Source organism: Methylovulum miyakonense HT12 (assembly GCF_000384075.1).
GTDB classification, from domain to species: domain Bacteria; phylum Pseudomonadota; class Gammaproteobacteria; order Methylococcales; family Methylomonadaceae; genus Methylovulum; species Methylovulum miyakonense.
In genome coordinates this window covers 2,303,351-2,327,431 of the sequence record NZ_KB913025.1, presented here as the reverse complement: position 1 = coordinate 2,327,431, position 24,081 = coordinate 2,303,351, and the positions used below count along the sequence as shown (strand labels likewise).

The window sequence follows — 24,081 nt, the reverse complement described above, 5'->3', positions numbered from 1 at the left end:
GGTATCCCCTTGACTGGAGTGACTACTATCGGTAGTGTTGTCATCCATGGACGACTACCCGAAGACGTTGGCTGAATTTGAGGAACGCTTCTCCACCGAAGAAGCGTGCTGGCATTATTTGTGTGAGTTGAGATGGCCTGATGGTTTTGTTTGTCCGCGTTGCGGTCATCGAAAAGCTTGGTTAATTGATCACGGGCTTCATTGGTGTAGATCGTGCGATTACAAAGCATCAGTGACGGCAGGAACAATTTTTGAACGGACAAAGAAGCCGTTGATGGTTTGGTTTCGGGTAATCTGGTGGGTCACAGGGCAGAAATATGGTGCGAGCGCCAAAGGACTGCAACGTATGCTTGGTATTGGTAGCTATGAAACTGCGTGGACATGGCTTCACAAATTGCGTCGCGCCATGGTTAGGCAAGGCCGTGATCGTTTATCTGGGAACGTTGAGATCGACGAAACCTTTGTGGGTGGTGTAAAACACGACGGAAAACGCGGACGTGGCGCCAGTGGTAAGGTATTGATTCTTATGGTTGTGCAACTTGACGGAAAAAAATTGGGGCGCATACGACTGAAACGAATAGAAGATGCTTCGGCAGAATCTTTAGAAAAAGCCATTCAGGATACGGTTGAACCAGGGAGCGTGATTCGAACGGATGGATGGGCTGGCTATAACCAAATTGGCAATCGTGGGTACATTCACGAAGTGGTTCGAACTGATGCTGAGGTTGGGGACAATCTGTTGCCTGCTTGTAATCTGGTTGCCAGCCTGATGAAACGATGGCTAGGTGGTACTTTGCAGGGGGCGGTTGCTCATGAGCATCTTGAGTATTATCTCGATGAATATACATTTCGATTCAATCGACGAACTTCACGGCACCGCGGAAAACTTTTTTATCGATTACTCCAACAAGCAGTGTTGACCGATGCCGTGACTTACGAAACTATCAAGAAAAATGTCCGTGGACGAAAACCAACTCACCACAACATATAGTGTTTACTCCAGTCAAGGGGATACCCAGGTACCTCTTATCCAGTGGATGCTCATTTTCCAAAGTTGTGAGAGTTTTTCACCCAAAAGCGTCACAATTCCACACCCCGGTGTCCGCGACGGGTATTTTTCCTGGCCTTGGCGTACGGCTTTATTGGCAGGCTCAATGGCCTTTTGCTCTTGCTTCAGGCCTTGTTTGAAATGGATCAGCAGCAAGTAAACGATAAGATAAAGGTAAAACTGGATTTCCACGCCGCGCCCGCTCTGCGACCACAGATGCAAGGCATTGAACGTCCGATTGATGCAGCGAAAAAACAATTCGATCTGCCGCCACCGGTACGCATAAAGCATGATGATTTCGCCAGTCGTCAAATCCAGGCGGTTGGTGGCAATACGATAAGTCTCATCGTCAATCACAAAGCTGACGAGGCGGTAAGTGGCCTGGTGCTTGTCATTTGAAAAGCAGATGAGCGAATCCGACACGTCCGAAAAAAAGGCGAGCCAATGTGCCGGGACAACCACGTCCAGGTTTTTTGAAACCGACACTTTTAGGTTGGCTTTGACACGGATGATGAAAAAGGCCTGCAAACTGACAATTTTCCTGAACACATCAAAAGAGACATAGCCCCTGTCGGCAATGTAGGTGACCCCGGCTTCAAGCAAAGCCAGCAGCGCCGCTTTTTCATTACTGTTGGCGTCGGTGCTGATAAACTGCACGGGAACCATCCGGTTCAGTTCAAAGGCAAGGTGCATTTTAAGCGCGTTGCTTGTTGATTGATACGAGGCCCAGGTCATCGTCCTGAGCGCAGGGAAGACCGAACCGTCCACCAGGATAAAACGCCCCAGCGACTTGATTTCCGGGATTTCCAAAAAATCCAGCTGCTCAAGCAAGGCCAAAAAAATCCGCCGGAACAGTTTCGGGTCATACCGGCCAAAGGCTTCCGAGTACATCGACTTAGAGGCATCAACCAGCCCCAGCTTCCGGGCATCGGGCGAGGTTTTGATGTCGGTGACCAAAAGGCTAATGGAGGCGGTTTTGTTGATGATGGCGTAAACCAGGTTCATCGTGAAAAAATACAGCGATAGCTTATACATTAAGCTGTCGCCATGAAGTTGGTCCGCCTCTTTTTTAAGCAACGTTTGCAAGGGAGCCGTTATGCGGGTAAATACCGTTTCTGCTGTCATTTTTACGCCGAATTTTACAGCATACCCCATTTTTTAATTGGCTCTATATGGGTTTCAAGGTCTTTTGATAAAATGGGCAGATGGAAAACTCAATCATCACCATTAAACAATTAGTCAGTGAAGCCCAGTGTTATGCCACCATCCGCCAGTTACGTTGGGCTGATGGTGTCACTTGCCCGCATTGCGACAGCGGCGACACGATCCGGCGCGGCTTCGGCAGCCCGCAACGCCTTTGCCAGCGTTACCAATGCAAAGCCTACGGCAAACGTTTCGACGACTTGACCGAAACCGTGCTGTCAGGGCATCGCCAGCCGCTGTCGGTCTGGGTGCTATGCCTGTATTTCATGGGGCCGGACCTGTCCAACCGGCAGATCGCCCAAGAACTGGACTTGAACAAGGACGATCTACAGTATATGACCGAACACCTGCGCACGGGCATCGCTAAAAAAAGAGCCCATAACCCTATCTGGGGTGGCCGGATGCGACGAAGTCTACATCGTTGCAGGCCACAAAGGCCAGCCTGACAAGGTCGCCCAATCCGGACGGAAGCCCCGTTGCCGCCGCCTGCAAGGGGCGCCGGGACGCGGCACCCTGGCGACGGAAAAGCCGCCCGTCTTCGGCATGATCCAGCGCACCGGGGAAGTTGTCATCAGGATGCCCGACAACGTCCAACAGGCCACCATCAAGCCCTTGATCTTACAAACCATTATGCCCGGCACACCAATCTATACCGACGAATACAACATCTATAGCCGCTTGGAAGCGTGGGGCTACCCGCACAAGACCGTCAACCATTCGGCGGGTGAATACGCCCGCGATGAAGATGGTGACGGCTTCTGCGAAGTCCATTCGAACACCCTGGAAGGCTTCTGGTCGCTGCTGCGCTCCTGGCTGCGCCCGCATCGCGGCATTTCACAAGCCAAGTTGCCACTGTACCTGAGCTTTTTTGAGTTTGTCCATAATGTCAGAAAACGCGGGAAGGCTTGCTGTCTTCGTTACTGGCTGTTTTGGTTAAAAAGACCCCAGAACCCATATAGAGCCAAAAAGAATTTGACGGGACTCGTTTTTACACGCGACCTGCTCAAGCAACTTCATAATAATTTTTATGATTTTTTGCAAAATGGGCTTGTGTTTTAAGAGAGTATCTACACAATTCTAACTTTTTAATTATTAACATTTATATCTTAGCTTAATGGCAGTGCTTTATGCCCTTGGGTGCTTTTTCAAAGGCTATGTTTGCGTTAATAGTTGGAAAGGTACGCAACGCCCCACAGCGGCTTGCAGGATGACGCCGGGGGTGATTTGTTCGCCCCATCGCTCCAGTCCGCGCCGCCAGCCCAGATAGTTATCAAGGTATTTGGTGGCGACCCCATGGAACCGCCGCATCCAAGTTTTGAGGCGGCTGTCATACGCATTGACATTTTGGATGTGGTAAACCCCGGCCAGCACACGAATCCCCGCCGATAGGTTCAATGCACGATGCGCAATACCCGCCTGACGCGCCGCGCCTTTGAGACTTGCGCCGCCATCGGTGCATAGCACGGCGTCCGCTGCGACGACGCGGCCAATAATGGGCGCCTCTTCGGCTTGCGTGGCCGCCGTCAGTTTGAAGTCGGTGGTGGTACCATGACGGTCACGTAGCACCAATACCGGCACTTGACCGTCCCCCGTCCCGCGTTGATGGGCCGCATGGCCACGGCGGTGCGGCGGCCTTGGTAACTGTCGTGAGCCTTTGAATGACAACGGAAAATAGGTTTCGTCCGCTTCGACAATGCCGGTCAAGCCAGTCGCCTTCAGCCCGGCCACCTCGGTGAGAAAACGGTGCCGCCAGCGAAAGCTCGTGGTTTTAGCCACGCCACAACGCTCGGCGGCTTTACGGACGGTGAGCCCTTCAATCAAGGCTTGGCTATAATCGAACCAGCGCTCTTTATGCCGCAACCGCGCAAGCGGGGTGCCCGTTAAAGCATTAAAACATTTTCCGCAGTCCCGGCAGCGGAACCGCTGTAACCCCGATTGCCTGCCCCAGCGGCCCAGTCGCCCGCTCTGGCAATGCGGGCACGGGCGCAGGTGTCCGCTCTCCAATTCACTGACGATGGCTTCACGGGATTCCGCCGCATTCAGCTGGACGAGCACGGCTGTCCGTTGCTTTCGGGTGAGGCGGCCCACCCCTTCCAACCACTCGCAATAGGCTTTTGTCTTCATTGTTCCACCCCCTGTCCCAATGAGACCAGGGTGAGTACAAAAGTTCAGATTCAACTATTAACGCAAACATAGCCTTTTCAAAGGGGGGGAGGTAATCACGGGCTACCCCTCATTTACCTGACAAAACAATGCTGACTGAGTACTAGCATTCAATGGATAAAAATTGGCTTTTAATAGTTGGAATTGCTTAATTGGGTAGGTAAACGCTATTCCTTTTCAGCCATCCAATTAAGCGTCAGAATTTAAAATGTGTTAGAAGCCTAAAACTATTTAGTAATGCCATCCAGGTATACCCAAATTAGCATCGACATCGGCTGCTGACGGCCTTACTGTTACAGTAAAACCCGCACCACATGAAGCGTCCGGCGGATTTTTGACTAAATTGCGTTTAACATGGATAACCGGAGGTTCGCCAATACCATCAACGTTTTGGGCTTTCCCTAATAGGGAATACTGGGAACCGTTATCTGGAATCCATAAATTCACCTTTGCCGCACGAATCGTTGGAGCGGCCAAAATACAAACATCCGCAACAGCGACTTCTATCCTTAAGGCCGTGGCGCAGGTGGTTTTGGTGAAATTAGGGGTAGCAAACTGAAACGGCACACGGCCTTGCAGGTTGGTTTGTAAATTGCCATTGGTGCTAAAGAAGCCGATGGTGTTACCTAAGGCATCATGCTTTTCGTCCTGATGCTGGAAGATATTTTTATCTTGGATCAAATCCGCCTGTCCGGCATATAAGCTCTCACCAATGATGTCGCTAAGATTGGCGATGGTATGCCCGTCAGAGGCGATCAATTCGGGATTAACGGTAGGGAAAACGACACTTTGTGCTTGTATGGGTTTTTCTTTTGCTTCACAGCCATGCCCAATAACAATCGCATTATCCCCACCCGTGCCTTCCCAAACAGGGCCTGTTTTAATGGCATCATGGGCAGATACCCATTGATTTGCCAACAATAAACAGGATACTACGGCACAGACACGATAGTTCTTGGAAAATTTTCTTTTCACGGCTAGCCCTCCTCAGGACAGTAAAATGTTTTGGCAAAATTGCTATGCCGCTTATGAAGCCAACCAACGTCATGGCTAACCCTAAACGGCATAGCTAACTGTAACCGAATAAAGAAGAATCCGCTAAAAATTTAGCTTTACCCTGTGCTTCAAATAAGGGAGGAAGCGACTTCTTAACGTATTTCTAAAATGACCGGACTGGACGCACGGCTAAGGCACCTGTCTTAAATGCGTCGTTTGCCAAAAAACCACTATATGCAGGATAAGGGGAATACCTAAAAATTTCTAGCCAAGCTAAAGTCTTATTGACTGAGGTGGATGACCAATAGAAGGTTCCCGTCGCTTTGACCAAGTCTTGATGCTGGTATACCACATTCAAGTCATGAATATTGGGAACCCGCCAATCACTGTATTTTTGGCCTTCGGCATCGAAATTCGCGCTGATTTTCACGGCCTGTTTTGCGTCATAAAACGTATATTTGCTTGGCAAATCTTGGTTGGCGGCGATCAGGCCATGCTGCCCATTGGAACTAACGGCAATGATGATGCCTCCTTGGAAAGCTTCGCCGATCCGTGGGTTTTCAAATAATACTGATCCTGTCGCCAATTTTTCTGTAGCAATGAGATTGCTGGCGTTAACCGTAACACTGCCATTAACGTAAGGGTTTTGGGTAAAATCCCATTGTGTTGCCGGATCACTGTCTGTCGTAAGCTGTACCCATTCACCCAAATGTTTAGTCGTATCAATTGGCACTTCAAAACACGGGTTGTTAGCGTCAGTGCCCGAACAATCGTTACCAGCGGGTAAGCCATTTGGGTAAACGTGATAGAGGGCGTTTGTCGCCGTACTGTCGGCAGGAACCCGCACATAGACACGATACGGCTGGGTAGCTGGGGCTGACCAACTGACAGACGAATCGCTTCCGCCCTGTAGAACAGCATTGGCCGATTTGACTTCGACGGCGTTTGCCGAGCCGGATAGGATTGCCGAAACAGCGAAAGGCAAAGTGAGGTAGCGGTTCGATAGCTTCAATTTCATTGTTTGTTCCTCGTGGTTTGTTAAAAAAGTTGTTATGTCGGTTTGCTAAAATTGGCCTATCAGGGGGCGTTTCTTACCAGCAATACCCCGTAAGCCTTGCTTTTAGGATATTCCCAATGATTTTGGTAGCCACTACCGCCAGCCCAAGCAGAGGAAGTGCTAGCCGCACTGGGTGTGGCGGTCCAAATAAAAACAGTGGGCATATTCGGAAAGACGCTGAGATTCATTTGCGGATTGACGCAGGCGCGTTCGGCGATGCTGGCCAGTTCTTTGGCGTTGGGCAAGCGCCAATCGGTTTTGCTTAAGAATGTACTGGCGGCGGCTTTCTTCAAGGCGTTTTGCCACAAGGCCAAGCTTGCTGAGCCCGTACAGCCACTGCCGTTCCAGTTATAGCCTTCTAAACAACGCTTCCAAAGCAAGCCGGTTTTCTTGTCCAAAGCTGTGCCGTCAGTTTTCAGCACAAAGCGGCTGGTTGGAGTGGTTTGATAGCTGCTGGCATTACAGGTTTGGGCGTATCCGTTGCCCGTCTGCAAACTTAATAATGCCGCTAGGGTCATCAATACAGGTTTTTTCATAAACTAAATTCCTAAAATGGTGAAATTTGGGCTAATGTCTTTAATCCATTTACTTGCCACTGACTAACCGGATCCTAAGTCCATAAGGATCGGCGATGTCATCGTTGACGTAGCCGCTGGTCGAATAAACACCCCACAAGCCTTTTTTAGGTTTGCCTGAATCCACAGGGCCAATGGTGGATGAGACGTACCAATAAGGTTTGGTATTGGGGAAATAAACGGGATTAATGGTGGGGTTGCGGCTGTAGTCGGTCAGTGACAAAAGCTCTTCTACCGTCGGCAAGCGCCAATCCGTTTTGCCACAAAGCTTGCTGGCATTGACCGCTTTGATATAGTTGAGCGTGTCGCAAGCAATACTGCCCGTACAATCACCATTGTCCTGATAACCGACAAAGCCGCCATTGGTTGCCGAATTGGGGTTATACCAACTATAAGTGTTCAGCACGTCGCGTATGCCACCATCGGTTGTTTTCACTTCCCAGAGCAGGCCGTTCAAATTGTCACGGGTACACGCCCAAGCCGTGCTGGCTTTACCTAAAGCGGCGGTTTCCGCCAAGACGCTGCCGTTGTTGGCAATTTTGGTGTAGTCAAACCCCGCACTGCCCTTGCCGATTTTGAGCAACTGCCCGCTACTTGCCAATTTATCCCGCCCATATTCACCATCTTGTCGGGGATAATCGGTCAAGGGGCAATTAAGGCCATTACCTGTATTCGTGCTGCACTTTTGCCAGCCCGTATCATTCACTTTGCCATAACAGGGTAAGGCCGTGTTGATGGGTGATCCGGTCAGCTCGGTTGCCGTGCCTTTATAACGGACGGACAATTTATGGGTTAGCGCATTACGGATGCTGGTTGGTGGCACATAGGCAAAGCCATACTGGCCATCGCCTTTCCCGGCATTTTTTAAATCCGTGCGCAACAGTTGCGCGGTCAGCGTGGTGAGCTTAGCAGTGCCATCATAAATATCGACTTGGATTCGGCTACTTGGGCTAGCGCTATTCCAAGCCCAGCCTTTGATGGCATCACAAGTCGCCGTTTCCAGTTTGCTTTCCAAGGCGGCGTGGACGGTACTAACGGCAAGTAACAGCGGAAAAAGCAACGCGATAAAAATGTTTTTGGTGGGTATGTCGCCGCCCGTTGGATGCGGCATTTCAGTTTTGGTCATGTTGGACTCCGTGGATTAAATACACTGCACTAAGCAGATGTTTGAATTTCAGCCAAATGAGGAAAATTACGCCGTCAATATTGAACACTGATCTGTCCCATGAAGGTTCGCGGCGTACCGTATACGCCGTATCCTTGGCCTTTGTCACCATACGACGTTTCCACCGTCAGCCCCGTGAAATAGCGTTCATCCAAGACATTCTCGATATTGAATTGCAGCGAGACTTTGGCATCGCCGACATCACGGCTGTAAGCAGTCATCAGGCCGACGGTTTGGTAGCCCGGCACCTTAAAACGTTGGTTTTGTTTTTTCGTATCATTTTCATCAATCAGTGCAAATTGGGAGCCTTGGAAAGTTACGCCCGCACCTATCGAAAAACCTTTCAGCCAGCCTGGCTGGAAGTTATAAGTGCTCCAGAACGAGGCGGTGTTAACGGGTATACCAAATAGCTGCTGGCCCGGTCTGCCTAATAGCCCTGAATCATCACTTTTGCCAATCTTGACGTGGGTGTTAGCGAAAGTGGTGATAACTTGCCAGCCCGGCAGGATTTCCCCTTGGATGTCGAGTTCAATACCCTTACTCTCCGCCTCACTGACTAAAATGTAGGAAGCCAAGCCATTAAAATTTGAGCTAGGTAACTTCACGGCGATATTGTTCTTAGTCAAATCAAAATAAGCCAAACTGACCCGAAAGCGTCCCTCAAAGAACTCGGTTTTAGTACCAATTTCGTATTGGGACGCACCAGTGGCCGGAATCGGTTTCTTGGTTGATTTGACCAAGCCCGGCACGTTAACGGTATTGGGGCCAAAACTTTCCACATAATTGCCATACAAACTTAACCAATGTTGCGGCTGCCATAGCAGGCCGACTCTGGGGGTTACGGCATCTTCTGAAGACACCAACCGGATGGTAGGGACTTGGTACTCCCTAACCCGTGAAGACTGGTGCAAGTATTGATAACGGATGCCTCCCATCACATAGACGTGATAAGGCAATTCGATTTGGTCTTGCACATACAAACCGAATTGATCTGTTGATTGGATATTTCTTTTTATTTCAAACGGTTGTATTTCGGGTGGAACAAACGGGTGATGCACCGGATTAAAATAATTGTTCCCTGGGCGCGTCCATTTTCCGGAGGAGCCACTTTTCACACGGTTATCCAAGCGATAATAATCACCACCTAGCAACAATGTATGCTTAAGCCCGAAAGTGGCGAAATGTCCGGTCAGATCCAGGTTGGTCGAATAAGTGTCGTTGCTATTTTGGTAGAGGGCATGGGTGCTGCGGACATTCTTTTGATCCAGGGACGGATACGGAATATAAAAATCGGCATCCCCCGTAGCTTGGTTGGCGGAAAACTGGTGCTTGATCGACCAATCCTCATTGAATTGGTGTGAGGTGGTGATATTGCCAAAAAAAGTTTCCTGTTTGACGGGCGACAATTCCCCCCAGTTATAGCTAAACGGGGTTTTGAGGATTTTGTGTTTGTAAATGGGGATGAACCCCGCATCAAAACCGTTGTTGTTACGATCATATTCCATTTCCACGCTGACCCACGTTTTCGGGCTGACGATCCATTTCAGCGAGGGCGCAACAAACACATCATCGGTATAAACAAAATCACGGAAGGAATTGCTGTTTTGATAGGAGATGTTTGTACGGTACAGTAGGCTTTCATCCTTGTTGACTGGGCCGGTGGCATCGACGCTGGTGCGGTATAAATCATAAGAGCCGAATTGTTGGGTTAAGGAATAATACGGCGTGGCCTGCGGCTTTTTGGTGACGATGTTAATCATCCCGCCAGGTTCAACTTGACCATATAAAATCGCCGCCGGGCCTTTTAGCACTTCGAGGCTTTCGACATTGGCAAACTGACGGTTTGCAGAACCGCTTTGTAACCGGAAGCCATTGCGGAAAAAAGTCTCCGAGGCGAAACCCCGGATCACTGGCGTCGGGTAATTAATGCCAAAATTAATGCCGTTATTTAGCGAGCTGATACCATGCGCCTTCATGGTTACGCCGCTGACATTGCGTAAGGCTTGGTCAAGGCTAATGACTTGTTGGTCTTTCAACACCTGCTTGGAAATCACCTGCACGTTCAGTGGCGTTTCCATAATCGGTGTATCGGTTTTCGTCCCCGCCGTTGCGCTGGGTAGAACATAATCGGTGTTGTAAGGATCATCCGCCTGATACTCGAATTTTCCGGAAACTTTCATGGTTTCCAGTGTCGGCGGCACAGCTACATCCGGCGCAGTGACCGGACTCAGTTTCGGTTTCGGGGGCGCGGGTTTTATTTCGGGTGCTTTGATCGGCTGCACGGCTGGCGCTGCTTGCAGTTTTATCGAGCCGGAATCGGTCAAGCTATAACGGATGCCGGATTTTTCCAGCAATTTGCGTAACGCTTGTTCGGAAGAATACTGCCCGTTAAGGCCAGGGCTATTGATGCCACGGGTAATAGTGGCATCAAAAAATATCTTCAGCTTAGCGGCTTGGGATAAAGCCAAGATTGCCGAAGACAAATTTTGCGGCGGGATACTAAAGTAATGGCTTGTCGATAAGGCATCGCCTGCCNCTNCCCCCGCCAATGCATGTGATAAGTTCAATCCATCACTGCAAAGACAGAGCAGCAACAGATAAAAAGCTGGCGATTTTAAGGATGAAGAATGGGCTGTCATTAAGGCTTCCGTCAATATCCGGCTCAAAAAAGCCAAATAGTTTGTCAATCAATGTTTATGACGAACGGAAACTGTGACACCTCCAGTAGTGGGGAAAATTTTTCTAAAAAATACTAAACACCACTCAAAACCACCAATCCCCCTGGCAATCTTCTGACTTTCACCGCCAAGGTTTCTTCAATGGTTTGCAAAGCCGTGTCGGTGTTATCGGTTTCGAATAAACCTGTGACCGCCAGGTTTTTGAGCGAACCATCAAAAATGACAATCGGTAAGCGGCGATAACGGTTCAAGGCTTTCACCACATCAGCAAGCGGCTGGTCTTCAAACACTAAGTGATGCCGCCGCCAACTATCGGCAATCGCCAGATTGGCTGTAGTCACTGCGCTGAACTGTTGATTTTGATAACGGACGGTTTTGCTTGTAAGCAATTTGTCGATACCTTGCCCACCCGCCGATACTCGGACACTGTGTTCATAGACAGTGACTTGCACATCATCACCGTCACGGTTGACATCAAAAGCCGTCCCTAGTGCGCGGGTTTCCGTGTCTCCGGCAATCACATCAAAAGGTCTTGCAGCATCAGCGGCTACGGTAAAAAACGCTTCGCCGTGATGCAAAATCAGCCGTCTATGACTTTTTGAATAATCAATTGAAACCGCGCTGTCGGTAGCCAGTTCGACATGTGAACCGTCACTCAAGGTGATGGTTTTAGCTTCTCCGGTTGCTGTGTAAAAATCGGCATACCAAAACGGTTGCCGGTATAGCACCGCCACGAGTAATAACGCCGACACAGCAAACGCATAACGCACTGGGCTGAAAAAATGCGCTTTAATGGCTGCTTTGGGCAAGGGAAAATCTGCGGCATCGAGTTGCTCGAAGCTTTGCCAGAGGTTTTGGGTTTGTAACCAGGCTTTTTGGTGGCTAGGTGATTGCGCCAGCCACTGGATAAACTCTTGCCGTTGTTGGGCGCTGGCTTGGCCGGAATTCATCAGCACAAACCATTCGGAGGCTTGTTGGGAAGCGTTTTGCGAAGCTTGCAAATCAGTCAATTTTGTCATCAAGATAAGGTAGGCTGGATTTGATGGTTCCATTAAAAATAAGACGGTTGGAACTAGCTTAACATCCAGTATCTTTAGAAGGAATCGTCAAACACCCTACGCTTGCAATGTTCCAAGGCTTTAATCATGTGTTTGGTGGCGGTGCTTTCGGCTATGCCTAAGTGCTGTGCGGCTTGCAGATACGTGTAGTGGTGAAATTTGCATAAGATGAAAACATCTCGGCATTTGGGGGGCAATTCTTGGATGGCCTGTTTCAGCACGGCAAGTTGTTGCTGGGATATGAGCGCCGTTTCCGGACTAGGCGTGTAATCGAGAAATTCGTCAATTTGTTCATCGGTGATCAGCGTTTCATTACGGCGTTGCTGGCTACGCAAATGGTCGGTCGCGAGATTTGCGGCAATTTTAAAGAGGAACGCACGGGGATTATCAACGCGGGTTTCAGTTTGATAAGCCGATAGCCGCAAAAACATTATCTGCAAAATATCTTCAACCGTCTCTGGACAAGCAATACGCCCTGCCAAAAAGCGTTGCAATTCGCCCCGATGCTTGTGCAGCAAGACGGCAATATCATTAATGGTAAATTCAAACATGGCAAAAAGATCGCAGATTAAACAGTTAAGCAAACAGCTTAAGCATTTTCTACGCCATGATAAAAATAAATTAGCGGAAAAACATGTGGTAATGAAAACGGACGGTTTTTCCTATTACGTTCTGGTTTTGTAGGGCTTATGGGTTCTAATAACAGCCGTTAAGCCATTACACGGTCATATGACAAGCGCATAGGCTTATGCAATATAACTCAAGGTGTGTCATATCACACAGTAGGTATGGCAAATGGCGTACTTTTAGAACAAGCTTTGCTCCACACCAATTACCGATTTCCCAATGGGGCTTTGACAGGGCGGATTGCCTAGCGGCGAATTCGCTTACCAATTTTTAATATTCTAACTTTACCGACCCTAGCACCGTCAATGGATCACCCGGCATATTCCAAGCACGATTGGCGTTATAAGGTTCTCCAGCCACATAGTAGTGTTTGTCGAAAATGTTGTAGATATTAAGCTGGGTAGTCAGTTTAGCCGCACCAATGTCCATCGCATAACCAACGGAGGTATCGACGCGCACATAGCCCGGCAATTGGTAACTGTTGGCATTGTCGCCTTCACGCTCTCCCGCCAAATACATGCCAACGCCTAAGTTTAAGCCGCGTAAAGCCTGCTGCTGGAAGGCGCATTTCAACCAAGTGCTTGCTGAATGTTCGGCAACATTAGGTAAGCGGTGGCCTAGGTTGTTATCGGGTGCGCTACCGTCGTTGGTGATACGGGCATCGGTAAAAGCGTAGCTGGTGATGAGGCTCACACTCTCAGTAAGTTGTCCGGCAATATTCACCAGGGCTACCTCATTAAAAACGGCACCCCTACCAACAGGATTTAGGATAATAGCAGCATAAACAATGTTCAAGGACGGGGAAGAAATGGATTTTTTAGATATTTTTGACCAGCTAGACGATCCCCGGATTGAACGAAAAAAGTTGCACCCGATGCCCGAAATACTGCTACTGACGTTATGCGCAGTGATCTGCGGGGCAGAAAGCTGGGATGACATAGAGGTGTTTGGTAAGGCTAAGCTGTTATTTTTACGCCAATATCTGCCGTATGAGTCCGGTATTCCGAGCGACGACACCTTGCGGCGATTTTTCCGCGCCATTGACACGACGCAGTTCCAGCGATTGTTTGTAGAGTGGATCCAGGTTTGGTTGAGTCCTGAAGTGGCGGGCAAGGTGGTGGCGATTGATGGCAAAACGTTACGCGGCAGCAATGATGGTGAGCAATCGCCCATACACTTAGTATCAGCCTTTGCCAGCGAAGCAGGGATTGTCTTAGGGCAGGTTAAAACCCGTGAGAAATCCAATGAAATCACCGCCATCCCTGAGCTATTGGAATGGTTGGATGTACGCGGCGCCATCGTCACCATTGACGCGATGGGTTGCCAAAAAGCCATCACCGAGAAGATCACCGATAAAGGTGGCGATTACCTGTTGGCGCTCAAAGGCAACCAAAGCAGCTTGCATGATGATGTGCGCCTGCATTTTGAACAGCCCGCCCCGGCGTCGTTGGCCCGGATGACTTCTGCTGAAACGATTGATAAAGGTCATGGGCGGATCGAAGTCCGCCAATGCCGGTTAAGTACAGACATCGACTGGCTCAGGGAGCGCCATCCTGAGTGGAAAAACTTAAGCAGCATTGTCGCGATTGGCAGTGAGCGGCTCATCGGCGGCACGACAACCCAGGAAACCCGATACTTTATCAGCAGTTCGCAGGTACCGGCAGCGCAGATGCTGGCTGCCGTTCGTTTGCACTGGGGTGTAGAAAACCAGCTACATTGGGTGTTGGACATGTCGTTCGGTGAAGACCAAAGCCGCATACGTAAGGACAATGCCCCGACAAATGTCGCCATTATCCGCCATGCCGCCTTGAACATGATCAGGCAAGCCCCAAAGAAACGCATGAGTGTCAAGCTTATGCGTAAGGCCGCTGGCTGGGATGACTTGCTTTTAACCGAGATTTTGGCTCAGGTATTTTAATGAGGTGGCCCTGATGTACGACTTTTACGATCTTGCCAATACCGTAAAACAGATACCCATTCAATAATGCCACAAATGGCTTCCCTCTAAATAGGTCGAAACTGGACACGTAATTCGTCAAATTAAGGATAGGCCTATATCTCTGACGGACGGGTTTTGCAAACCCGTCAACTAATTTTATTTTATAATTCAATGACATATATAATATATGCAGAAGGCTTTCAGCTTGGCAAGTTGCTATGATTTAGCATTTGGGCGATGGCTTGAGAAGGTCAATAAATCGTCTCATGGGATGTAAGTTATCAACCATTCACGCTTTTTCTATTCATTTCTTTATCAAGAAGGGCAAACGCAAATGCCATTTGCCCTTCCATTAACCATCTATCAAAACGCTTAAAACTCCAGCCTTACAGATCCCATAAAATTGCGTGGCGCACCCGGGATGTTTCCGTAATAACGTTGGCTGGCATCGAAGGTATCCGCGCTAGAAAAATAACGCTCATCCAGCAAGTTGTAGACGTTAAATTGGGTAGTCACTTTCGATTTGCCCACCTTAAGTTGATACGAAAGCAACGCGTCCCAAGTCGTGTAACCAGGCAATTGAAAACTGTTTTGTGGATCGCCTTGGCGTAAACTGACCACGCGGACTCCTGTTCCTAAACCTAAGCCTTTCAGCCCATAATCAGTGAAATCGTATTTCGCCCAAATATTGGCGGAATGTTCAGGTGCGTTCGGGAAGCGTTTACCTAAGAGACTGACACCGCCCCACACATCAGACGCTGTGAATTTGGTGATTTCCGTATCCAAATAGGCGTAATTGGCGATCACATTGAGGTTGTCAGTCAGTTGTCCGGCAATATCGAATTCAACACCACGGCTTTGTGCTTCACCAATGGTCACTGCATAACCTTGCATTGCCAGAGCGGGGTCTGGGTTACCAGCGGCAACATTGGATTTGGTGACTTCAAAATAAGCCAAACTTGCCGTCAAGCGTTTGTCGAAAAACTCGGTTTTGATACCCGCTTCGTATTGATTGGCTAGTTGCGGTTGCAAGGGTTTGCCATCTGCGTTACGGCCTGAATAGGAATTGCTGCCGCCCAAAGATTCCGTGTAATTGCCGTAAACGGACAGCCAAGGCCAAGCTTGGTAAAGGACACCTACCCTAGGGCTAAATTTCTCGGCATTGACTTGATTGGCATTTAACTGTTTCTCGGCACTTGAAAAGGAAACGCTGGAACTGCCCACACCGTAAGTCGCCCAATCATAGCGGCCTCCGCCCAAGACGTGTAGTCTGTCCCAAAATACCATTTGGTCTTGAAAATAAGCTCCGTTCCATTCTTGTTGATAGAAACCGTAATTCGGCGGCACGGGGGTAATGCTGCCAGTAAAATACTGCGGATTATAAATATCTATGCTGTCCACAAATGCGCAACAACGGCCTTTGGCCTGATCGGTAAGCTGGTAATAATCGTGCCCGACCAATACAGTGTGCTTGACGTTCCATGTATTCAGATGTCCAAGCAAGTTGGTGTTGAAAGAATAGGTATTGCTGTCAACGGTATTGTCCCAATTGTAGCGGTCTACCGTGCGTTGGTCGGCATGGAAACCATACGGAAAAATATCAAATTGGTGGCGGCCGCCTAGAAAAGATGAAAACTGTTGGCTAATTTTCCAATCATCATTGAAAGCATGTGACCAATTCAAATCAACGACATTACGTTCTTGGTTGGCATTCGCCAGCGGGTCATTTAAAGCCCGGTTGATCGGTAAATTGGCAGGACGATTAGCCCCGTCCAAAACCGGAAAGCCGTCATCCCAACGGAAATCATCGCGCTGATATTCCATACCGATACCGACTTCCGTACGGTCACTGATTTTCCAATTCAGTTGCGGCGCAAGAAATATCCGGTCGCGGAAAAATAAGTCCCGATAAGATTTGTTATTTTGATAGGCGAGGTTAAATCGGTAAGTCAGCGTACCGCTATCATTAATTGGGCCGGTGGCATCGGCGGTGGTGCGATAGAAATCGAAAGAACCGAATTGTTGTTGCGCTGAATAATAAGCGGTATCTAACGGTTTTTTGGTGACGCGGTTAACCATGCCGCCGGGTTCGATACGTCCATAAAGCATCGCACCGGGACCTTTCAAAACTTCCAAGCGTTCGACATTAGCGGTTTCAGCAGCCCATGACGCCTCACGGATACCGTTTCTATATGTCGCTCCATTGAGATCAAACCCGCGCACAGTAAAATTTTCATACGTCGGCGAAAAACTCAACTGCACACCACTGACGTTTTTTAGCGCATCGGTTAACGTCACGGCCTGTTGGTCTTTTAAAACTTGCTGTGGCACCACTTGGATTGACGCAGGCGTTTCCATCAACGGTGTATCGGTTTTGGTTGCCGTCGATGCTTCGGTACGATTGTACCTAGTATTTTCAGGATCGTCGGTAAAGTATTCGGCTTGGCTTTTCACTCGAACAGTAGGCAGCACTGCCGCTTCCGGCGAAATATTTGAATTTTGTGGTGGTGCTGAGGGTGTTTGTCGGCTGATAGTGACCGTACCGTTATCGGCAAGTTGATAGCCAAGTCCACTACCCTGTAAAAGCCGCTGTAACGCTTGGGTGGGCGTGTAATTCCCTATAATCGACTGATTTTTAATGTATTTTGTTATATCGGCATCGTAAACCATCTGCAAATCGCTGGCTTCCGCCAAGCGGTTCAGCGCAGTCGATAGCTGTCCTGCGGGTATTTGTATGTGACGGCTACTGCTTTCGGCATGGATGGCAGTCGATAGCATCAGTGCGGTTGGCACGGACAAGATCGTGGTAAGGTTTTTTTGGGTCAAGGTCATGAACTCTCCTTTGATTGGCTGGGGCTAATGTGAGTAAGACGCAGCCAGTCGGTAAAACAGGAGGTTGACGTTAAAAGTTTTTAGGCCAGTGGTGATGGCGGATGTTGAAAAGATTCACTGATGCAAGATTACCCAGTAGCCGCCAAGGCGGGTGGAATGCAGTTTTAGCGAGTGTTGCAAGGCATCAATCACCGCCAGCGGCTGGTCAGTGCGGAACACGCCGTTAACACGGCGTTGGGCGAGTGCGCTGTCGCAAATAGTGAAATAACCGTGATGGTAGCGGTTTAGCTCCGCCAACACGTCGCCTAACGGACGGTTTTCGAACACCAATTTGCCACGTTGCCAGGCGGTGGCAGCTTCGGTATCCACGGGTTCGGCGGGGCTAATAGCGTGGCGGTTGTAAACCACCCGCTCACCTTGTTGAAGATTAGTGGTTGTAGCGCCGCTGTCCAAATCGACAGCGACACGGTGTTCGGTGACGGTGATTTCGGTCTGCCCTTCCCCGACATGGATATTAAACGCCGTACCCAACGCTGTCACCGCACCCTCGCCCGCATGGACACGGAACGGGCGTTGCGGATCGGGGCTGACCTGAAACCAAGCCTCGCCCTTTAACAAGCTAAGCTCCCTTGTTTGAGCATTCATGCTGACCGCCAGCGCACTATCACTGTTGAGGATCACCGTAGAGCCATCGTTTAAATGGATACTACGGCTAGCACCAACCGGGCTTTGGTAATCGGCCTGTAACCAAACCCACAGCGGGCTAAAGCAAAACAACAACACGGCTGCCGCCATTGCCAAGGGCGCATATTTCCATATTGCTTGGCTTCGTCTGGTGCGAATTTTGGGGTTGGTCGCCACCCATCCCAACGGCGGGACTTGTGGTTTCAAGGCACCCAATTCCCCCCATAAATGGCTGATTTCAGCAAACGCCGCCTCATGCGCCAAGTCTTCGGCTAACCACTGTTGCCATGCCAGTTGTAGATCAGCATCGTCGCCATCGGCATCCAAACGCACCCACCAATTAATGGCGGCATTTCGGATAGCGGTGCGGCGGTTGGATTCTATAGGCTCGTTTTTCATGATGGCTTCCTAAAACAAGGCTTGCCATTATAAGACGTTCGGTAGGTAAGAAACAGGAGTGGATTGGCAGGATGAAAAGCTTGGCAACAACGGAGCTTGGAACTATTCGTCATTGAGTTGTTGCAAAACAGTTAAGGCATGGCGTAAATGTTTTTCGACCATGTTACGGGAGATGCCTTGCCGCTCGGCAATTTCCGCATGGCTTAACCCGTCGAATTTTCGCAGCAGAAATACGGTGCGGCATTTGGGTGGCAAGGCTTCGATGGCTCGACTAAGCTGTTGCAGCCGTTGTTGGTTAGCAAGCACAGTGTCCGGCTGACGGCTATCGGTTTCGGCAACCCAATCCGTTGCTACATTTTCACTGGTGATATGGCGGAGCCGGACAGCGGCACGGCGTTCGTAATCAACCGCCAAATTAGCAGCAATTCGATGCAGCAAAGCGCGTGGATTTTCGGCCTGCTGCCAAAGGTTGCCGCTTAACATGCGCTGGTAGGTTTCTTGGACAATATCGGCGGCGGTGTCGATGCAACCGCACCGCCGTGCCATAACGCGCCGCAATTCCTCATCATAAGCTTGAACAAATGCGGCGATTTCGATATTGGACGATGAATTCATTGGGGCAAAAAAAAATAACAAGATATTATTAGCCTTGAGCATTATTTGTACCAAATTAACTAAGCTATCCAATTGTTTATTTGCTGAGTTTCTTGTAAACCTTGATATACCGGGACGATACTTGGATAAGCAAGTTAAAAAAACAAAAAGCCCGCAGGTTGCATCGAATAATTAAACGCTGTTATTTAACCTAGTTGCTGTGTGAAATAACCTATTTCTATTAGGGTTCCTCTGCGTTGGCACGGGCGTGCACCCGATTTTTTGCTTTACGTTTTTGCCACCAGCGTATCACTCCCGTAACAAATAACAACGGGCACGCCAACCCCGACAAAAACACCAAAATCCGCCCAGTCCAACCAAACGCCTGCCCTGAATGCAAAGGCCATTGCCAATGGGTGAACACTTCGCCCGCCGTGCCGATGGCGGGATCGTCCACATCTAAAATTTTGCCGCTGTATTGGTCGATCACCACGCAACGGCGATGCAGCAAACTGCCCGGCTCCTTCACGCCGTCTTTGCATACCGTGTAAGTGCTGGTCGGCTGGGTTGCGCTATAAAGCCAATCGGGACGGCCTGTGGGATAACGTTGTTCGGCGATTGCCACTGCTTCAGGCAAGGTGATGGGTTTGGGATTGGCGGGAGGATGTGATTGGAACCAATAGCGGTAAGTGACGGGCGAGAATAGTTCCAACACAGGAACAACGCGCTCCGGTATGTCCATATACACACCGGAAAACAACACCGGAATCAGCACCACCGTAGTGTAAAAACCAGCCGTTTTGTGCAAATCAAAATTCAAGCGTTCCGCGCTGGCTTTACGTTTGATGGTCAACGCCTGTAACCATTTTCCGGTCAACGGCCACCAGAGGATCAAGCCCGTCAACGCCGAAATAATCAGCAAAACGCCCATGATGCCGACCACCGTATAGCCTAAATCCTCGCCCAGCAGCAAAGCGTAATGCAGTTCAAAAACCAAACCGATGAAGGTCTTTGGGATAACGCTGTCGGATGAGGTTTTCAGACGTTTGCCGATGACTTGCGCGGTGTAGGGGTTGACGTAAACTTCCCAGCTTTCGGTTACCGTGTCGGCTACGGGTAAGGCATACATCAACTTAAAAGCCGCCGCGTCATTGCGTGGATAATCGGCAAAGGTGTTGACAGCTTTTTCTGGCATCGCCGCCTGTCCGGCTTGGAAAATATCCGCTAAAGGGAGATAGGCCGGATGCGTTTCCGGCACGGTGACGGTCAATAATTGGGGGCTGAGCAATTCGTTGATTTCGACTTGGAACACCAGAATGCTGCCAGTAATGCCGAAAATGGATAAGAACAAACCTAAGGCCAAACCTAGCCAGAGATGCACCGCCAGCCAAGTTTTGCGGCGGGTTTTCAGTTTGGCAAGATGCTGTTGTTTAGTGTCGGGTTGATTCATCTTGGGTGGATCAAAAAATCGGTTCATAACGTGTCGTTAGCTATCCAAAATCGGTAGTGAGTTCAATAAAGTGGTTAAATTACAAGCCTAGTACTCAGTCAAGGCTTCTTTGTCGGGTTAATCCAACCGTAGGGGCGGACGGCTGTCCGCCTTTTTAAGAACCCATGCCAAATCCTGCTACGATAAGGCGAGCAGCCGCTCGCCCCTACGAAAACAATACCGATATATCAACATTGACTGAGTACTAAGCTTGTACTAGCGCAAACCAAGGCTTGCACTCCAAGTTACAAACCCAATTCCGCTTAGAAGCTGTCTGGCAAAAAAATAAATGTTAAAGTCAAGCATTTTTTGGGGTATGAAAAATGGGCTATCCAAGCGATTTGACCGATAAAGAATGGGGGCTGATAAAACGCCACTTTGAACCGGAAGACCCGCGTGGGAATGCCTGCAAGCATGACCGTAAACAGGTTGTCGACGCGATATTCTATTGGGCGAAATCCGGCGTGCAATGGCGGATGCTGCCCAACGACTTCCCGCCTTGGAAGACGGTGTACGACCATTACAGCCGCTGGAACAAGGGCGGCGTCTGGGAGGCGATGCTGAAAAGCCTGAACGGGCGATGCCGTAAGGAGGCCGGGCGGAACCCCGGGCCGAGCTACGGCATCATCGATTCGCAAAGCGCAAAGACCCAGTACAACAGCGAAGAGCGGGGGATTGACGGCAACAAGAAGGTCAAAGGCCGCAAGCGGCATATCGTCGTCGACATCCTGGGCAACCTGCTGCATGTCGGAGTCCATGCCGCCAACATCCACGACACGGTGGCGGCGGGCGAGGTGATGCGCCGTGCGAAGGAGATGTACCCCGGCATCGGAAACTTTTCCGGCGATGCGGGCTACCGTGGCACGGCGGTCAAGTATGCCGACGGGGAACTGGGTGTCACCCTGCACATCTCGGAAAAGATCAAGGACGGCTTCGCCGTCCTGCCCAAGCGCTGGGTGGTCGAACGCACCTTCGCCTGGCTAGGCGGATTCCGCCGTCTGGCCAAGGATTTTGAGGTGCTGGCCGCTTCCGCCGAAAATGTTGTCCGCATCGCCATGGTCAAAATAACGCTTGCAAAATGTGTTTAAACTTTTGCCAGACAGCTTCTTAAAGCCCATAAAATTCCGTAGGGTGGGCAACGCTTTTTTGCCCACCATGAAATTCGAAACATTCATTTTGGTGGGCAGAAAAATGTTGCCCACCCTACTTACTAAAACTCCAAACGCACCGACCCCATCGCCGTCAATGGCGCACCGGGATAAATCCCGACACGCGGTGGCGCATTTTGAAACGGGTCAGTGGATTCGTAGTAGACTTTATCCAGCAGATTGCGGATATTAAATTGCGTAATCAAACGGGCATCGCCGAGTTGGCAGGCGTAGCTGGTGAAGGCATCCAAGCGGGCATAACCGGGCAACACAAAAGTATTATCGTTATCGCCTTCCCGCTCTCCGGCGGCGAAAACACCCAAGCCAAAACTTAAGCCATTCAGCGGCATGTAGTGACGAATCTCATATTTGAGCCACAAACTGCCGGAATGCTCCGGCACGTTGTTCAAGCGATTGCCTTGCAGGCCGGAGTAATCCTTGGTGATACGCGCATCGGTAAAGGCATAGTTGCCGATAACACTGACTTCGTCTGTTATTTGCCCACTCATGTCCAACTCAATGCCTTGGCTGCGGGCTTCGCCAATCGCTGCAACGGCGAAAGGATCGGCGCTTTTAAAGTCGCGGGTCATCAGATTTGCCTTGGTCAAATGGTAGTAAGCCAAGGTGGTGGTCAAGCGTTTGGCGAACAATTCGGTTTTTAATCCCGCTTCAAATTGCTCGCCAATTTCTGGGTTTATGGTCGCGCCCGAATCCGTCACGCCATTGTTTGCGCCAAACGAAGTCGTCCAATTTCCGTAAAGGCTCGCCCATTGCCAAGGCTGGTAGAGAATCCCCACCCGTGGACTAAAGCCTTCATCTTGGCGTGACGGCAAAGCCGCTTCTGCACTAGTAAAATCAGTGCCTGTTCCCACCCCTGTCGTTGCCCAATCATAACGTCCACCGCCCAGAATATGGACTTTCTCCCAAAGCGTGATGTGGTCTTGAAAATAAGCGCCATACCAGTTATCCCTAAAAATATAATGGTTAGTACCGCCATCAGACGGCGTTACCAATGCGTTGGCATAATAAGAAGGGTCGATGCCGTAGCTTGGGTTATAAATGTCGATGTCCAGACCCTGTACCGGATCCATATAGTTGCCATAGAAATCATAATTACCGACCGCCCGTAAATAATCCATGCCAATCAAGGTTTGATGGCTGACCCCGCCCAACTTGAATTTTCCTGCTAAATCCAAATTGGTCGAATAGGTTTCATTGTCGGAAGTTTGCGAAAAAATATTCCGCGAATAAGTGCGGTTACCCGTGCTTGGATCAAGAAATTGCTCGACGGTAAAGCCATTGGCGGGTTTCACCGAGGTGTTTTTATCGTAAATGAACGAAGCCAAAAACCGATTCCGCAATGTCCAATTGTCATTGAAGGCATGGCTTAAATTAAAACCCAGATTAACCTTGGAATTGGTGTCAACCGGATCGTTAGGATCAATAAAAGAGCGGCTGACAGGAATGGGCGCTGGACGGTTGCCAATCGCAAACAAGCCCCTATCCACTTGATAATCTTCGTGCAAAGCATCCACCTCCAACGACATTTCCGTGGCATCGCTAGGCCGCCACGTTAAAGACGGATTCACCACAATCCGGTCATTGAAATTGAAATCCCGAAACGATTTATTATTTTGATACGCCCCCGTAAAACGGTAACTGAGCGATTTATCTTTGTTGACCGCATCGGTCGCATCCCATTCAGTCCGATAAAAATCGTAAGAACCAAAACGTTGTTCCACAGAATAAAACGGCTCAGTCCGAGGTTTTTTAGTCACCAAATTGACCAAACCGCCAGGCTCGATGCGACCAAACAACACCGCCGCCGGGCCTTTCAGCACCTCGATACGTTCCAGATTGGCAGAATCAAATTGCGCCCCTTCGCCAATCCCCAAACCATTCGCCACCAGCCCGTTACGGAAAACCCGACCATTCCTAAAGCCACGGGTAATAAACGCATTACTAAGCCCTAACGACGATTGCGGACGCACACTGCTGACGTTTTCCAGCGCATCTTTAATGGTGGTAGTTTTTTGGTCGCTCATCACGGATTTTGGTACGACCTGGATGGACACTGGCGTTTCCATAATCGGCGTGTCGGTCTTGGTAGCCGTACTTGTACTGGAACTGTGGTAAACCGGATTATAGGGATCTGCCGGATCATTATCATAAGCTTCGGCGTTCCCCGCCACTTTGACGGTCGGTAAATCTGTCGCCGCTTGCGGTATGACAGCCTTTACCGGAACGTTTTGCGCCACTTTCTGCAAAGTTACCATCCCGTTACGGCTGGATTGCACGGCTATCCTTGTTCCCGCCAACAGGCTTTGCAAAGCTTGTCTGGATGTATAACGGCCTGTCACACCAGACGACCTGATTCCTGCCGTCAGCTTGCCATCCGCAAGCACTTGCAGTCCCGATGTCAACGA

At 49.6% G+C, this 24,081-nt stretch carries 19 protein-coding genes and 1 pseudogene; 5 read left to right on the top strand and 15 right to left on the bottom strand.

What is annotated here, in order from left to right; all coding sequences use genetic code 11:
• The first annotated feature begins 46 nt into the window (after positions 1-46).
• Complete coding sequence (locus METMI_RS23820; RefSeq protein ID WP_029151647.1) at positions 47-991, top strand: IS1595 family transposase; 945 nt, start codon at positions 47-49, stop codon at positions 989-991.
• Positions 992-1,003: 12 nt separating this feature from the next.
• Here METMI_RS23820 and METMI_RS0111735 read toward each other — a convergent pair whose 3' ends face one another.
• Positions 1,004-2,173 (bottom strand): IS4 family transposase, encoded by a 1,170-nt coding sequence (locus METMI_RS0111735; RefSeq protein WP_198007914.1) that lies wholly within the window; start codon positions 2,171-2,173, stop codon positions 1,004-1,006.
• Positions 2,174-2,253: 80 nt separating this feature from the next.
• Here METMI_RS0111735 and METMI_RS23815 point away from each other — a divergent pair.
• Positions 2,254-2,628, top strand: a pseudogene (locus METMI_RS23815) (transposase); the annotation flags it as partial.
• A gap of 16 nt (positions 2,629-2,644) precedes the next feature.
• A complete protein-coding gene (locus METMI_RS23810) occupies positions 2,645-3,310 on the top strand; it encodes an IS1595 family transposase (protein WP_019866489.1) in 666 nt (221 codons plus the stop codon).
• 93 nt (positions 3,311-3,403) lie between these two features.
• On the opposite strand, the gene METMI_RS0111720 is transcribed toward METMI_RS23810, so the two are convergent.
• The 9 genes from METMI_RS0111720 to METMI_RS26195 all read right to left on the bottom strand — a co-directional run bounded on the left by METMI_RS0111720 (position 3,404) and on the right by METMI_RS26195 (position 13,293).
• Positions 3,404-4,375, bottom strand: coding sequence for an IS1595 family transposase (locus tag METMI_RS0111720; protein ID WP_019866488.1), 972 nt, complete (start codon positions 4,373-4,375; stop codon positions 3,404-3,406).
• Between the two features lie 270 nt (positions 4,376-4,645).
• A complete protein-coding gene (locus METMI_RS0111715; RefSeq protein WP_156829832.1) occupies positions 4,646-5,389 on the bottom strand; it encodes a hypothetical protein in 744 nt (247 codons plus the stop codon).
• Positions 5,390-5,573: 184 nt separating this feature from the next.
• Positions 5,574-6,428: a DUF1566 domain-containing protein gene (locus METMI_RS0111710; protein WP_019866486.1), complete on the bottom strand. Its 855-nt coding sequence runs from the start codon at positions 6,426-6,428 to the stop codon at positions 5,574-5,576.
• Between the two features lie 59 nt (positions 6,429-6,487).
• Positions 6,488-7,003 (bottom strand): Lcl C-terminal domain-containing protein, encoded by a 516-nt coding sequence (locus METMI_RS23805; RefSeq protein WP_019866485.1) that lies wholly within the window; start codon positions 7,001-7,003, stop codon positions 6,488-6,490.
• A 49-nt stretch (positions 7,004-7,052) separates the two neighbouring features.
• Positions 7,053-8,168 (bottom strand): Lcl C-terminal domain-containing protein, encoded by a 1,116-nt coding sequence (locus tag METMI_RS0111700; protein ID WP_019866484.1) that lies wholly within the window; start codon positions 8,166-8,168, stop codon positions 7,053-7,055.
• 74 nt (positions 8,169-8,242) lie between these two features.
• Positions 8,243-10,846: a TonB-dependent receptor gene (locus tag METMI_RS23800; RefSeq protein WP_156829831.1), complete on the bottom strand. Its 2,604-nt coding sequence runs from the start codon at positions 10,844-10,846 to the stop codon at positions 8,243-8,245.
• A 113-nt stretch (positions 10,847-10,959) separates the two neighbouring features.
• Positions 10,960-11,904, bottom strand: coding sequence for a FecR family protein (locus tag METMI_RS0111690; RefSeq protein ID WP_051102334.1), 945 nt, complete (start codon positions 11,902-11,904; stop codon positions 10,960-10,962).
• A gap of 74 nt (positions 11,905-11,978) precedes the next feature.
• Positions 11,979-12,494, bottom strand: a complete 516-nt coding sequence (locus METMI_RS0111685; RefSeq protein WP_019866481.1) for an RNA polymerase sigma factor — start codon at positions 12,492-12,494, stop codon at positions 11,979-11,981.
• Positions 12,495-12,840: 346 nt separating this feature from the next.
• Positions 12,841-13,293, bottom strand: coding sequence for a TonB-dependent receptor domain-containing protein (locus METMI_RS26195; protein ID WP_198007912.1), 453 nt, complete (start codon positions 13,291-13,293; stop codon positions 12,841-12,843).
• Between the two features lie 64 nt (positions 13,294-13,357).
• Between METMI_RS26195 and METMI_RS0111670 the strand changes: the two genes are divergently transcribed.
• The gene (locus METMI_RS0111670; protein ID WP_019866478.1) at positions 13,358-14,488 is read left to right on the top strand and encodes an ISAs1 family transposase; all 1,131 of its coding nucleotides are present in this window, start codon (positions 13,358-13,360) and stop codon (positions 14,486-14,488) included.
• 393 nt (positions 14,489-14,881) lie between these two features.
• Here the strand turns inward: METMI_RS0111670 and METMI_RS0111665 are convergent, their stop codons facing one another.
• The 4 genes from METMI_RS0111665 to METMI_RS0111650 form a co-directional block, all read right to left on the bottom strand.
• Positions 14,882-17,341 (bottom strand): TonB-dependent siderophore receptor, encoded by a 2,460-nt coding sequence (locus METMI_RS0111665; RefSeq protein ID WP_019866477.1) that lies wholly within the window; start codon positions 17,339-17,341, stop codon positions 14,882-14,884.
• Between the two features lie 114 nt (positions 17,342-17,455).
• Positions 17,456-18,424 carry a FecR family protein gene (locus METMI_RS0111660; protein ID WP_019866476.1) on the bottom strand — a complete coding sequence of 323 codons (969 nt, stop codon included), beginning with the start codon at positions 18,422-18,424 and terminating at the stop codon, positions 17,456-17,458.
• A 102-nt stretch (positions 18,425-18,526) separates the two neighbouring features.
• Entirely contained in the window at positions 18,527-19,081 is a 555-nt protein-coding gene (locus METMI_RS0111655) for an RNA polymerase sigma factor (protein ID WP_019866475.1), read from the bottom strand.
• Positions 19,082-19,259: 178 nt separating this feature from the next.
• A complete protein-coding gene (locus METMI_RS0111650; RefSeq protein WP_019866474.1) occupies positions 19,260-20,495 on the bottom strand; it encodes a PepSY-associated TM helix domain-containing protein in 1,236 nt (411 codons plus the stop codon).
• A 353-nt stretch (positions 20,496-20,848) separates the two neighbouring features.
• On the opposite strand from METMI_RS0111650, the gene METMI_RS0111645 reads away from it, so the two are divergent.
• Positions 20,849-21,595, top strand: coding sequence for an IS5 family transposase (locus METMI_RS0111645; protein ID WP_232215211.1), 747 nt, complete (start codon positions 20,849-20,851; stop codon positions 21,593-21,595).
• Between the two features lie 122 nt (positions 21,596-21,717).
• Here the strand turns inward: METMI_RS0111645 and METMI_RS23795 are convergent.
• Positions 21,718-24,081, bottom strand: a 2,364-nt coding sequence (locus METMI_RS23795) for a TonB-dependent siderophore receptor (RefSeq protein WP_019866472.1), incomplete at its 5' end; no start/stop codon positions are given.

Coding starts and splice junctions, on each gene's coding strand:
- METMI_RS0111735 (WP_198007914.1), bottom strand. CDS start 2,173: ATGACAGCAGAAACGGTATTTACCCGCATAACGGCTCCCTTGCAAACG.
- METMI_RS23805 (WP_019866485.1), bottom strand. CDS start 7,003: ATGAAAAAACCTGTATTGATGACCCTAGCGGCATTATTAAGTTTGCAG.
- METMI_RS23820 (WP_029151647.1), top strand. CDS start 47: ATGGACGACTACCCGAAGACGTTGGCTGAATTTGAGGAACGCTTCTCC.
- METMI_RS0111655 (WP_019866475.1), bottom strand. CDS start 19,081: ATGCTCAAGGCTAATAATATCTTGTTATTTTTTTTTGCCCCAATGAAT.
- METMI_RS0111660 (WP_019866476.1), bottom strand. CDS start 18,424: ATGAAAAACGAGCCTATAGAATCCAACCGCCGCACCGCTATCCGAAAT.
- METMI_RS0111700 (WP_019866484.1), bottom strand. CDS start 8,168: ATGACCAAAACTGAAATGCCGCATCCAACGGGCGGCGACATACCCACC.
- METMI_RS0111665 (WP_019866477.1), bottom strand. CDS start 17,341: ATGACCTTGACCCAAAAAAACCTTACCACGATCTTGTCCGTGCCAACC.
- METMI_RS0111710 (WP_019866486.1), bottom strand. CDS start 6,428: ATGAAATTGAAGCTATCGAACCGCTACCTCACTTTGCCTTTCGCTGTT.
- METMI_RS0111685 (WP_019866481.1), bottom strand. CDS start 12,494: ATGTTTGAATTTACCATTAATGATATTGCCGTCTTGCTGCACAAGCAT.
- METMI_RS0111720 (WP_019866488.1), bottom strand. CDS start 4,375: ATGAAGACAAAAGCCTATTGCGAGTGGTTGGAAGGGGTGGGCCGCCTC.
- METMI_RS0111650 (WP_019866474.1), bottom strand. CDS start 20,495: ATGAACCGATTTTTTGATCCACCCAAGATGAATCAACCCGACACTAAA.
- METMI_RS0111670 (WP_019866478.1), top strand. CDS start 13,358: ATGTTCAAGGACGGGGAAGAAATGGATTTTTTAGATATTTTTGACCAG.
- METMI_RS0111690 (WP_051102334.1), bottom strand. CDS start 11,904: ATGACAAAATTGACTGATTTGCAAGCTTCGCAAAACGCTTCCCAACAA.